The sequence below is a fragment of the Bradyrhizobium sp. SHOUNA76 genome, assembly GCF_023006445.1.
In the GTDB taxonomy this organism is placed as follows: domain Bacteria; phylum Pseudomonadota; class Alphaproteobacteria; order Rhizobiales; family Xanthobacteraceae; genus Bradyrhizobium.
Genome location: NZ_JALBHA010000161.1, coordinates 1 through 11,902, shown reverse-complemented (window position 1 = coordinate 11,902; position 11,902 = coordinate 1). Strand labels below are relative to the sequence as shown.

The 11,902-nt window shown below is 64.3% G+C and carries 13 protein-coding genes; 9 read left to right on the top strand and 4 right to left on the bottom strand.

The features are described 5' to 3' along the window. Window positions 1–144: 144 nt before the first annotated feature. The 4 genes from MOV74_RS18240 to MOV74_RS18225 all read left to right on the top strand — a co-directional run bounded on the left by MOV74_RS18240 (window position 145) and on the right by MOV74_RS18225 (window position 4,309). Entirely contained in the window at window positions 145–1,479 is a 1,335-nt protein-coding gene (locus MOV74_RS18240) for an HlyD family type I secretion periplasmic adaptor subunit (protein ID WP_246925190.1), read from the top strand. A gap of 213 nt (window positions 1,480–1,692) precedes the next feature. Continuing rightward, on the top strand, window positions 1,693–3,162 hold the full coding sequence (locus tag MOV74_RS18235; protein ID WP_246925187.1) for an AMP nucleosidase: 1,470 nt from the start codon (window positions 1,693–1,695) through the stop codon (window positions 3,160–3,162). A 121-nt stretch (window positions 3,163–3,283) separates the two neighbouring features. After that, window positions 3,284–3,898, top strand: coding sequence for a tetratricopeptide repeat protein (locus MOV74_RS18230; RefSeq protein ID WP_246925184.1), 615 nt, complete (start codon window positions 3,284–3,286; stop codon window positions 3,896–3,898). A gap of 135 nt (window positions 3,899–4,033) precedes the next feature. Next, window positions 4,034–4,309, top strand: a complete 276-nt coding sequence (locus tag MOV74_RS18225; protein WP_246925181.1) for a DUF1488 family protein — start codon at window positions 4,034–4,036, stop codon at window positions 4,307–4,309. Between the two features lie 192 nt (window positions 4,310–4,501). On the opposite strand, the gene MOV74_RS18220 is transcribed toward MOV74_RS18225, so the two are convergent. Next, window positions 4,502–4,984: a CinA family protein gene (locus MOV74_RS18220; RefSeq protein ID WP_246925179.1), complete on the bottom strand. Its 483-nt coding sequence runs from the start codon at window positions 4,982–4,984 to the stop codon at window positions 4,502–4,504. A 144-nt stretch (window positions 4,985–5,128) separates the two neighbouring features. Here MOV74_RS18220 and MOV74_RS18215 point away from each other — a divergent pair, with 144 nt between their 5' ends. The 3 genes from MOV74_RS18215 to MOV74_RS18205 are packed head-to-tail and all read left to right on the top strand — an operon-like array spanning window position 5,129 to window position 7,734. Next, window positions 5,129–6,187, top strand: a complete 1,059-nt coding sequence (locus tag MOV74_RS18215; RefSeq protein WP_246925176.1) for an amidohydrolase family protein — start codon at window positions 5,129–5,131, stop codon at window positions 6,185–6,187. A 24-nt stretch (window positions 6,188–6,211) separates the two neighbouring features. Continuing rightward, on the top strand, window positions 6,212–7,321 hold the full coding sequence (locus MOV74_RS18210; protein WP_246925173.1) for an amidohydrolase family protein: 1,110 nt from the start codon (window positions 6,212–6,214) through the stop codon (window positions 7,319–7,321). Beyond that, the gene (locus tag MOV74_RS18205) at window positions 7,321–7,734 is read left to right on the top strand and encodes a Rieske (2Fe-2S) protein (RefSeq protein WP_246925171.1); all 414 of its coding nucleotides are present in this window, start codon (window positions 7,321–7,323) and stop codon (window positions 7,732–7,734) included. Before MOV74_RS18210 ends, MOV74_RS18205 begins: the two co-directional genes overlap by 1 nt. Before the next feature lie 137 nt (window positions 7,735–7,871). Here MOV74_RS18205 and MOV74_RS18200 read toward each other — a convergent pair whose 3' ends face one another. Beyond that, complete coding sequence (locus MOV74_RS18200) at window positions 7,872–9,203, bottom strand: MFS transporter (RefSeq protein WP_246925168.1); 1,332 nt, start codon at window positions 9,201–9,203, stop codon at window positions 7,872–7,874. 142 nt (window positions 9,204–9,345) lie between these two features. After that, window positions 9,346–10,245 (bottom strand): transcriptional regulator GcvA, encoded by a 900-nt coding sequence (locus MOV74_RS18195; RefSeq protein WP_246925166.1) that lies wholly within the window; start codon window positions 10,243–10,245, stop codon window positions 9,346–9,348. Between the two features lie 110 nt (window positions 10,246–10,355). Between MOV74_RS18195 and MOV74_RS18190 the strand changes: the two genes are divergently transcribed. Continuing rightward, the gene (locus tag MOV74_RS18190; RefSeq protein ID WP_246925164.1) at window positions 10,356–10,559 is read left to right on the top strand and encodes a DUF1127 domain-containing protein; all 204 of its coding nucleotides are present in this window, start codon (window positions 10,356–10,358) and stop codon (window positions 10,557–10,559) included. A 68-nt stretch (window positions 10,560–10,627) separates the two neighbouring features. Beyond that, window positions 10,628–11,251, top strand: a complete 624-nt coding sequence (locus MOV74_RS18185; protein WP_246925162.1) for a GNAT family N-acetyltransferase — start codon at window positions 10,628–10,630, stop codon at window positions 11,249–11,251. Between the two features lie 228 nt (window positions 11,252–11,479). On the opposite strand, the gene MOV74_RS18180 is transcribed toward MOV74_RS18185, so the two are convergent. Beyond that, window positions 11,480–11,902 (bottom strand): enoyl-CoA hydratase-related protein (locus MOV74_RS18180; RefSeq protein ID WP_246925160.1); only part of this gene is annotated, 423 nt, incomplete at its 5' end.

The window sequence follows — 11,902 nt, the reverse complement described above, 5'->3', positions numbered from 1 at the left end:
GGCGGTCGACCAGGTCCTGGTGCTGCGCGACGGCCGCATGCAGGCGTTCGGCCCGAAGGAGCAGGTGCTCGCCCAGGTGCTGCAGCCGCGCGTGACGCCGCCGGCACCGATCAAGATCGTCAGCGAAGGCGGAGTGGCCAAGCCATGAGCACGATGGCCATCGGCGGCCCGAAGCCTGCCGCGAAGAAGACCGTGCGTGAATCCATCAAGTTTCACCTGATCCTCGGCCTCGTGATCGTGGTCGTCCTTGTCGTCGGTCTCGGCGGCTGGGCGTCGACCGTTCTGATCTCAGGTGCGCTGATCGCGCCGGGGCAGATCGTGGTCGAATCCAACGTCAAGAAGGTGCAGCACCCGACCGGCGGCGTGGTTGGCGAGGTGCGCGCCCGCGATGGCGACCTGGTCAAGGCCGGCGACATCGTGGTGCGGCTCGACGACACCGTCACCAAGGCGAATCTTGCCATCGTCACCAAGAATCTCGACGCCGCGCAGGCGCGCGCGGCGCGATTGCAGGCCGAGCAGCGCGGTGTCGACAGAATCGAATTTCCGCAGGCCCTGCTCGAGCGCGCCATCGATCCTGACGTCAAGCTGCTGCTCTCCGCCGAAACCAAGCTGTTCGACGTCCGCGTCAACGGCCGCACCGGACAGAAGGCGCAGCTACGCGAGCGCATCACGCAGCTCAATGAGGAAATCTCGGGCCTCAGCGCCCAGGAGAAGGCGAAGGACCAGGAGATCTCGCTGGTGCAGAACGAGCTCACCGGCGTGCGGGAGCTCTACGACAAGCGTCTGGTGCAGATCTCGCGCCTGACCCAGCTCGAACGCGACTCGGCACGCCTCAACGGCGAGCGCGCGCAGTACATCGCCTCGCGCGCCCAGGCCAAGGGCAAGATCACCGAGACCGAGCTGCAGATCATCCAGGTCGACAAGGACGTGGTGAGCGAAGTCTCCAAGGACCTGCGCGAGACCAACGACAAGATCGGGGAACTGATCGAGCGCAAGGTCGCCGCCGAAGACCAGCTTCGCCGCATCGACATCCGCGCGCCGCAGGACGGCATGGTGCTGCAATCGACCGTGCACACGGTGGGCGGCGTCGTCACCGCCGGTGATGCGCTGATGCTGATCGTGCCGCAGGCCGACGATCTCCAGGTCGAGGCCAAGGTCAACCCGGTCGACATCGACAAGCTCCAGATCGGCCAGAAGACGCTGCTGCGCCTCTCGGCCTTCAACCAGCGCACCACACCGGAGCTCAACGGCCTCGTCAGCCGCGTTTCGCCCGACGTCACCACCGACCAGCGCACCGGTCAGAGCTACTACACCATCCGCGTCTCGATGCCCGCCGAGGAGATCGCCCGTCTCGGCGACGTCAAGATGATTCCCGGCATGCCCGTGGAAGCCTTCGTCCAGACTGGCGACCGCACCATGCTGTCCTATCTGATGAAGCCGCTGCACGACCAGCTGATGCGGGCGTTCCGGGAGAAGTGACACGCGAAAGCGCGTCATCCGGGCGCGCTTAGCGCGCATCCGGGATCACGGACGGCAGACTCGGTCTCGTAGGGTGGGCAAAGGCGCAAAGCGCCGTGCCCACCATCTTTTTATGACGAGCGTATTGGTGGGCACGCTTCGCTTTGCCCACCCTACGGCATCTCCTTCTTTGCTATAGTTCGACTCGAGCCTCAGCAAACCGGCGGTCGACCCATGCAATCTCTCCCCTCCATCGCCACCGAATCCTTCTCCGACGCGTCCCTCGCCGTTGCCCGCCTGGAAGAGATCTACGAGCGCAACACGAAGTTCCTGCGCGACCGGTTCGAGGCCTATGTTGGCGGCGAAGCGATCACGACGCGGGTGCGGGCCTATTATCCCTTCGTCCGCGTCACCACCGCAACGCATGCGCGCCTGGATTCGCGCCTGGCCTATGGCTTCGTCGCCGGCCCCGGCGTGCACGAGACCAGCGTCACACGGCCGGATCTGTTCCGCAGCTATCTCGTCGAACAGATCGGACTGCTGATCCAGAACCATGGCGTTCCGGTCGAGATCGGAGAATCGTCCGAGCCGATCCCGATCCACTTCGCCTACCGCCGCGATATCAACATCGAGGCCGCCATTACCACCAGCGAGAATTCCGCCGTCGCACGGTCGCTGCGCGATGCGTTCGACGTGCCTGATCTCGCGACGATGGACGATTCGATCGCCGACGGCACGTTCGAGCTCCAGCCCGGCGCGCCCGAGCCGCTGTCGCTCTTTCGGGCCGCTCGCGTCGATTACTCGCTGCGCCGGCTCTATCATTACACCGGCACCGACCCCGAGCATTTCCAGAATTTCGTGATCTTCACCAACTACCAGTTCTATGTCGACGCCTTCGCGCAAGCTTGCCAGCAGCGGCTCCAGTCCGGCGAGGCCGGCCTCGAAGCCTTCGTCACGCCGGGCAATGTCATCACGCGCAGCGGCGGCGCCACCAGCGGGGACGCGCCTGCGCGCACGCCGCAAATGCCGGCCTTCCACCTGGTCGCGCCGGGCTATCGCGGCATCACCCTCATCAACATCGGCACCGGTCCGTCCAATGCGCGCAACGTCACCGACCACGTCGCGGTGCTCCGCCCGCATGCCTGGCTGATGCTTGGCCACTGCGCGGGCCTGCGCAACACGCAGCGGCTCGGCGACTACGTGCTCGCGCACGGCTATGTGCGCGAGGACCATGTGCTCGATCGCGAGCTGCCCTTGTGGGTGCCGATCCCGGCGCTGGCCGAGATGCAGGTCGCGCTCGAGGAGGCGGTCGAGGACGTCACGGGGCTCGAAGGCTTTGAGCTCAAGCGCCTGATGCGCACGGGGACGGTGGCGAGTGTCGACAACCGCAATTGGGAGATCTCCGGGCCGGCGGTGATCCGCCGCCTGTCGCAGTCGCGCGCGGTTGCGCTCGACATGGAATCGGCCGCGATCGCCGCCAACGGCTATCGTTTCCGTGTGCCCTACGGCACGCTGCTCTGCGTCTCCGACAAACCACTGCACGGCGAGATCAAGCTCGCCGGCATGGCCAGCGAATTCTACCGCCGCCGCGTCGGCCAGCATCTCGAGATCGGCCTGAAGGCACTGGAGCGGCTCAAGCAGCAGGAATCGGAGCGGCTGCATTCGCGAAAGCTGCGCAGCTTCGCCGAGGTCGCGTTCCAGTAAAGGACACCGGATCTGTCGTACGAACGCTGAAGCCTTCTGAAGCGCAGCGTCCCGGAATATTGCCGCCGAGGCAGGGTTATCAATTCGTCCGGGGCCGCTTGAAACAGTACAGGAGGCAGACATGATCGCAGCGATGATCAGGTGCGTCGCGTTGGGTACATTCGCGGCAGCCCTGTTGAGCTGGCCGGCATTCGCCGCGGGTGGAGGCGGGGGTGGCGGAGGCGGGGGTGGCGTCAGTTCCACCGATCCGTATGCCGGAGCGTATTCGGATCAAAAGCCGCAGCCGACCTATCCGAAACGCCCGGGTACCAAGGCAACCCAGAAGGGCAAGAAGCCGAACAACCAGTCCAGCATCGACGATCCCGCATTCGCGCCCGGCTATCGCATGGCCTATGACACCGTCTACGCGCGCAACGACTATGCGGCCGCGATCGCGCAATTGAAGTCGCTCGGCCATGACGACCATCCGAACGTCGCCAACCTCATCGGCTACTCCTATCGCAAGCTCGGCGATTACGAGCAATCGCAGGTCTGGTATGAGCGCGCATTGAAGGCGGACCCGAACCACGTGCTGACGTGGCAATATTACGGGTTGTGGCAGCTCGAGCGCGGCAATCGCGAGCAGGCGCTCTATCACCTTGGCCGCATTGCGTCGATTTGCGGGACAAACTGCGAGGAATATCGATCGCTGTCCGCGGCACTCGAGAGGCCGACCGGCACAGCGCTCACCTATTGAAGCTGGTGAGCAGCCGGTTCACCGATCCCTCCTGATGAGGGGCGCCGGATGACGGCCATGTCTTTCGGCGCGGATGGTGACAACGCGGCAGATTTTCAGCATTGTCCCGTTCGGGGGGGCGAACGGGACAATTGGATGCCGCTGACGCGCGACAAGATCATCGGCCACGACCTCCAACGGCTGGCCTTTCGCTTCACCATGCTGAGCGACGACGAGGTCGTTCAGTGCCAGATCAGCGACGCCGCGATGGACGAGCTCGCCGGCATGCAGGGCACCGAAAGCAGCGCGCGCCAAGCGCAATTCCTGTCGCTCCGCGAGACCATCGAGCGGATCGCGTCGGATCTGTACGACGAGGCACCGCGATTCCAGGGCTATGTGGTGCGGATTTTCATGCGGCATTTGGGGCGATGAGGTAATCGTTGCAGCAAGCGCAAAAAGCGCCGCGTCACCCTGAGGTGCTCGCCTCTTCGGCGAGCCTCGAAGGGCGACGGCCCCGCTGCATCCCGGCCGTTCATCCTTCGAGGCTCCCCACGTGGCGCGTTGCGCCACGTGTCTCGCACCTCAGGATGACGGTATTGGGAGTCTCCCTGCTGCGGCAGCAGCTCACTCCTCCAGCTTCCTCAACAACAACCTCAGCGCCGTCGCCGCGAACATTTGCATGTTCGCGAACCGCTCTTTGCTCCCCGTCTCCAGCGTCATCACCTCTGCCGCCGGCCCCGCGACTGCCATGCAGCTATGACCTGCGGCGTCGCCATAGCGGTTGCCGGTGGGGCCGGCTGCGCCGGTCTCGGACAGGCCCCAATCGCTGTTGAAGCGCGTTCGCATCTGCTCGGCCAGCAATTGCGCGTAGGGCTCCGAGGAGGAGCGAAAGCCCTTCATTCCTTCATCCGAAATATCCATCAGCACGCGCCTGGCATCGCGGGTGTAGACCACCGCGCCGCCGAGGAAATAGGCGGAGGCGCCGGGCACCGCGAGCAGGCTGGCCGCGAGCAGGCCACCGGTCGAGGATTCCGCCACGGCGATGGTCTGTTTGCGCGCGATCAATTTGGCGGCGATCTGTTCCGCAATGCCGACGAGCTCTTTCATTTCCCTGAACCTCTCATGTCCCCGAAACGTTGCTCAGCCTTCCTAGCATATGCCGGTTGCCCTCGCTGAGTTGCGGGCGGCGGGCAGGCCTGCTTGAATGGCGGGCAAGAGACAAAATTGACGAGGAAACGTGAAGGAGGCGTCATGGCGTCCCTGATCGCGGGCGGGGTGGATTGCGATGTGCATCCGGCCGTGCCGCATCTGACCAGCTTGCTGCCGTACCTGAACGATTACTGGCGCGATCAGGTGACGACGCGCGGCATGGTCGACCTCGTCTCGCAATCCTATCCTGAGAGGTCACCGATCGTGGCGCGCCCCGATTGGCGCCCCGAGAGCGGCAAGCCGGGCGAGAGCCTGGAGGACATGCAACGCCATGTGCTCGATGCCTTCAAGCTCGAGCATGCCATCTGCAATCCGCTCTACGGCGTGCAGATGGTGTTTTCGGAAGATTTGCAGGCCGCCTTCTGCCGCGCGTTGAACGACTGGCTGGCGCGGGAATGGCTCGATCGCGACAAGCGGCTGCGCGGCTCGATCGTGATCCCGACGCAAAGCGTCGAGAAGGCCGTCGCCGAGATCGAGCGCTGCGCGCCGGACAAGCGCTTTGTGCAGGTGCTGATGCTGGTCATGGGCGACACGCCACTCGGCAAGCGCGCGCTGTGGCCGATCTATGAAGCCGCGGAACGGCTGGAACTTCCGGTCGGCATCCACGCCGGTTCCGCTTACCACAATCCGCCGACCGCGGTGGGATGGGGTTCCTATCACATCGAGGATTATGTCGGGCAGGCCCAGGCGTTCCAGACTCAGCTCACGAGCCTGATCGTCGAGGGCGTGTTCGCCAAATATCCGCGCCTGAAAATGGTGATGCTGGAGTCGGGCGTCTCCTGGATCTCCCCCTATCTCTGGCGCCTGCACAAGTTCTGGCGCGGGGTGCGAATGGAGACGCCTTGGGTCGATCGCGCGCCGCTGGAGATTGTGCGCAGCAACATCCGCTTCTCGTTACAGCCATTTGATGCGCCGCCAGACGACGCGACATTAATTCGCCTGTTTGATCATATGCAGTCGGACGAATTGGTCCTATTCTCCACGGACTATCCGCACTGGCAGTTCGACGGCCAGAACGCGCTGCCCGAAGGTCTCACCCCTGATCTCGTGCGCAAGATCATGATCGACAATCCGCATGCGACCTATCCCCGCCTGACTTAGCCCGCTGCCAAAGGAGGCAAGGCGATGAATATCCAATTCCGCGAGAGCTCCGAAGCTGCTTCCCCACTGACTCCGAAAACCGCGATCGCGGATTGCGACATCCATCCGGCCCGCGCCACCCGCACCGAGCTCTATCCCTATCTCGCCAAACGCTGGCAGCATCATCTCGAAGTCTACGGTGTCCACGCCTATCAGGGCATGATGGAAGGCCCGCCCTATCCGAAGGCCCAGCCCAATGCCTCGCGCCGCGATGCCTATCCGCCCGAAGGCGGGCCGCAGGGCTCCTCGCTCTCCTTCATGCAGAAGCAGCTGCTCGATCCCAACAACGTGCAGTTAGGGGTGCTCAATCCGCTCAACACCGGGCAGGGCATCCGCAATCATGAACTCTCGGCCGCTCTGTGCTCGGCGATCAACGACTGGCAGATCGACAAATGGACCAGCAGGGACAAGCGGTTGAAGGCGTCCATCGTCGTCGGCAATGAGGATGGTTTGTCGGCCGCTGCCGAAATCCGCGAGCGCGCCGGCGACAAGAACTTCGTCCAGGTGCTGCTGCTCAGCCGCAATGTCGAGCCGCTCGGCCAGCGCCGCTACTGGCCGATCTATCAGGCCGCGGAAGAAGCGGGGCTGCCCGTCGGCGTCCACGCCTTCGGCTTCGGCGGCAATCCGATCACGCCGTCGGGCTGGCCCTCCTATTACATCGAGGAGATGGTGGGCCATTCGCAGTGCCAGCAATCGGCGCTGGCCAGTCTTGTTTTGGAAGGCGTGTTCGAGCGCTTCCCGAAACTGAAGATGGTGATGATCGAGGCCGGCTTCGGCTGGGCGCCGTCGCTGGCGTGGCGGCTGGACAAGGTGTGGCAGCGCCTGCGCAGCGAGGTGCCGCATGTGAAGCGGCCGCCGTCCGAATATATCCGTGAGCAGGTGTGGTGGACCACGCAGCCGATGGAGGATCCGGAACGGCGCGAGGATTTGTTCGATGTCATCGACTGGATCGGCTGGGACCGGCTCCTGTTCGCCACCGACTATCCGCATTGGGACTATGACGAGCCCTCGCGGGTCTTACCCGCGGGCGTCAGCGAGGCCAATCGCGAGGCGTTCTATCTCGGCAATGCGCGCGCCCTATACGGGATTGGTTGATGGCGCGGCATGTCATCGCGCCGGTCGACGAGCTTCCGCCGGGCACGCGAAAATTCCTGGAGATCGACGGGCGGCCGATCGCGGTCTTCAACATCAAGGGTGAATATTTCGGCCTGATGAACCGCTGCCCGCATCAGGGCGCGGCGCTGTGCGAGGGCCCGCTGATCGGGCTCGCGCAATCCCGGGATCCCGGCGAGATCGAATATACGAAACTCGGCGAGATCATCCGCTGCCCCTGGCACGGATGGGAATTCGACATCCGCACCGGCCAATCCTATTGCGACCCCCGCCGCTTCCGCGTGAAGGCCTATCCCGCCCAAGTCGAGCCGGGTGCCAGCGTGGTGAAGGGGCCGTATGTCGCCGAGACTGTTACGGTCAGGGTCGAGAGCGACTACGTGGTGGTGGAGCTGTAGCCGCCGCTGTCATTCCGGGGCGGTCCGCAGGGCCGAACCCGGAATCCATCGTGCAACAGGATGCTCGGAGAAATGGATTCTCTGATGCCCCAATTGCGCATCAGAGTTCGCGCTACGCGCCCCGGAATAACACCGCTCTAATGCCCTGCGACCGGCTCCGGCACCGCATCATATGTCGGCACCGACTTGCCGCCGCCGCGATACACCGTCGACGCCGCGATGATGCCGAGCAGGGCGGCGAACATCAGCCAGAAGCCGGGTGAGGCCTTGTCACCGGTGCGCTCGATCAACCAGGTGGAGGCGAGCGGCGTGAAGGTGCCGAACAGCGCGGCGGCGAGCGCAAACGCAAGCGAGAAGCAGGTGGTGCGCACATGCGCCGGCACGATCTCGACCAGCGCACCTAACATGGTGCCGCTGTAGACACCGAAATAGAACGAGAACATCATCTCGACCGCGAGCAGCTTGCCGAAGGTCGGCGCCGCCACCAGCCAGTGCAGCGCCGGATAGGCGGTGACAAGCGAGAGACCGGCGATGGCGAGCAGCACCGGCTTGCGGCCGATGCGGTCGGACAATGCGCCGCCGACCGGATTCCAGATGAAGTTGCTCACCGCGACCAGCAGGGTCACGAGCAACGCGTCCTGCGTCGACAGCTTCAGCACCGTCTTGCCGAAGGTCGGCGTGTAGACGGTGACGAAATAGAACGTCGTCGTGGTCAGGATCGCGATCATCATGCCGAGGACGACGATGCGCCAATTGGCGAGCGCGGAGGCGAACACCTCGCTGGCCGTGGGGTGCTTCTTCATGGCGAGGAAGGCCGGCGTCTCCTCCAGCGTCCGCCGCAGGACAAAGATCAGGGGAATGATCAGGCAGCCGACGAAGAAGGGAATGCGCCAGCCCCAGGCGGCGACCGTGTCGGCCGGCATCACCTCGGACAGGATGAAGCCGAGGATGGAGGCCACGAAGATCGCGACCTGCTGGCTCGCTGATTGGAACGAGGTGTAGAAGCCGCGATTGCCGGGCGTTGCGATTTCCGCGAGATAGACCGACACGCCGCCGAGTTCGACGCCCGCTGAGAAGCCCTGCAGCAGCCGGCCGATCAGCACGATGACGGGCGCCGCGATGCCTATGGTCGCGTAACTCGGGCAGAATGCGATCACCACGGTGCCGAAGGCCATGATGCCGAGCGTGACGATCAGGCCCTGGCGGCGGCCGATGCGGTCGATGTACGCGCCAAGCACGATCGCGCCGACCGGCCGCATCAACGCGCCGAGCCAGAACACGCCGAAGGTGTTGAGCAGCGACGCGGTCTCGTTGGAGGAGGGGAAGAACGCCTTGCCGATGGCGGCGGCATAGAAGCCGAACAGGAAGAAGTCGAACTGCTCGAGGAAATTGCCTGACGTCGCGCGCAGGATCGCGCCGATGCGCGACTTGATTTCGGGTGAATTGGTTGAGGTGGCTGGTCCAGCCATGGCGTTCTCCCCTTCAAGACGTGGCCGGACCGGAAATGATTTCACGGCAAGACGGCAGATTGTAGCTGCGACAATCTGTCTCATCCCTTCCCGCGCGGGGCGAAGCAAGTCAACCGCTTTTGCCGCGGAAGCCGATGATTCTTCAGGCTTTATTTTGCGTTGCAGCGAGCATCCATTCCCGGAATGCGACCAGTTTCGGCGCCTCGCGGCGGCCCTCGGGCGAGACCAGGTAGAAGCCGGCATCCGCCGGCAGCGCGATCTTGAAAGGGACCACGAGGCGGCCCTTGGCGATGTCGTCCTGGACGTAGGACGTCCGCCCCATGGCGACTCCGATGCCGTCGATCGCGGCCTGGACGGTCATGAAGATCATGTCGAAGGTGATGCCAGGATGCCTGGCGATGTCGGCCGGCAGGCCCGCCGCCGTCAGCCACAGCCGCCAATCGTCGCTATTGGTGTTCGAGGTGTGCAGCAGCGGATGGTGCCGGAGGTCTTCAGGCCGGCGCAGCGGCTTGTCGCCGCGCAGCAGCGACGGACTGCATACCGGAAACAGCTCATCCGCCATTAGCCAGTCGGCGCGCAGGCCGGGCCACTGGCCGCGGCCGTAGCGGATCGCGGCATCGACATTGTCGCGCTGGAAGTCGACGAAGGTGGCCGAGGTGGTGATGCGGACATCGATGCCCGGATGCTGCTCCTGGAAATCCGTCAGCCGCGGCAGCAGCCATTTTGCGGCGAGCGAGGCCAAGGTCGAGACGGTCAGCACCTTGTCATCGTCCTTGCGCAGCAACCGGTCGGTCGCAAGCCGGAGGTCGTTGAAGGCCGCGCGGACGCCCGGCAAATAGTCGCGCGCTTCCGGCGTCAGCGCCAGCGCGCGGTTCTGCCGGATGAACAGGCGGATGCCGAGCTCCTCCTCGAGCCTCCGGATCTGATGGCTGATCGCGGTCTGCGTCACGTTCAATTCGGTGGCCGCCAGCGTGAAGCTGAGATGGCGCGCGGCGGCCTCGAACGCCCGCAATCCGTTCAGGGAGGGCAATCTGGCAGTCATTTGGCAGCAGGATACATGACGTTATTTCATGCGAAAAGGTACAAATTGTCGTTTGTCGCAGCGCAACAGCAGGCAGATATTAGCGGTCAAGTTAGCTCCAGGAGCTGGAAATGTCTACTTTGACTCACAACTCGATGACAAATCATCATGTGCCAAGCCTGCTTCAACAGGTCAGTGAGACGCTGCATGTCTGGCACGAGCGCTATCGCAACAGGCGCGAGCTCACCCAATGGACGGCGCGGGATCTCCAGGACGTCGGACTGTCCTGGAGCGATATCGCCTCCGAGGCCGACAAACCCTTCTGGCGGGCCTGATTGGCCGCCAGGCCGGCGCCGCCTGAAGACAGGGGCGCCGGCGGTCCCTTTTCCGTAGGGCATGTGTCATGAGCACTCTCCGCCTCGAAGACCTCCAGCAATATTCGGACACGCTGCGCACCCGTCACGGCGAGGCGCTCAACGTTCGCTTCGTCGAGCCGCGCGACGCCGACGAGCTTCAGCACTATTTTCGCTCGCTCTCGACCCGCTCGCGTTACAACCGCTTCTTCGGCGCGATCAGCGAGCTGCCCAACGGCCTGCTGCACGACTTCCTTGAGATTGGCGAGCGCGAACGTTTTACGGTGGTCGCGACCATGAGGGTCGACGGCTTCGAGACCATCGTTGCCGAGGCGCGCTACGCGCTGCACGCCGAAACCGCGACGCTCGAATTCGGCCTGTCGGTCGATGATCGCTGGCAGGGCCACGGCATTGCCACCGCGCTGCTGAAGAACCTCGAATGCCGCGCCGCCGCGCTTGGCGCCGCGCATATCTTCGGTGAGACGCTCCGCTCCAACGAAACCATGCTTTCGCTCGCCCGCAAATCCGGTTTCGCCTTCGTCAATCATCCGGATGACTGGAAGCTGGTGCGCTTCGACAAGGAGATCGCGGTCGCACCGAAAGACATTCCCTGCGCGAGCTGGCGCCTCGCCGCCCTTTCCCGTCAGGCCGATAGCCCCTCAGCCTCGGCCTGACTCCACTGCAAGCCCGGCTCTGGTGAAACAGAGCCGGGCTTTTTTTGTTTACTTCCGTCATCCTGAGGCGCTCGCTCTGCGGCGGCCCGCAGAGCGAGCCTCGAAGGATGAACCGCCCCGCTGCTTTCCTGGCGTTCGATTCCTCCGGGCAACAGTCGGGCCGTCGCCCTTCGAGGGCCGCTGAAGAAGCGGCCGCCTCAGGGTGACGGTGAGGGTTTTTCGAACCGGCTACTTCCCCGTGAACACCGCTTTCCGCTTCTCGATGAACGCCTGCACCGCCTCCTTGTGATCGGCGGTCGTGGTCAGGCGGATCAATCGTTCGGCCTCGTGGTCGCGCGCTGTCTCGAAGTCGAACAGTACGGCCTCGTCGAGATTGTCCTTCATGTAGCGCAGCGCCAGGCGCGGGCCTTCAGCGAGCGACTTTGCTAGCGCAAAGGCTTCGGCTTGAAGTCTGTCGTCGGGCACGACGCGATTGACGAGGCCGATCGCCTCGCAGCGCGCGGCGTCGACCCGATCGCCGGTGAACATCAATTCCCGCGCCCGCGCGGTGCCGACCAGCCGCGTCAACAGCCAGGCGATGCCGTAATCGCCGCTGAGCGCGATGCGCGCATAGCCGGTGGCGACGAAGGCGGATTGCGCGGCGATGCGGAT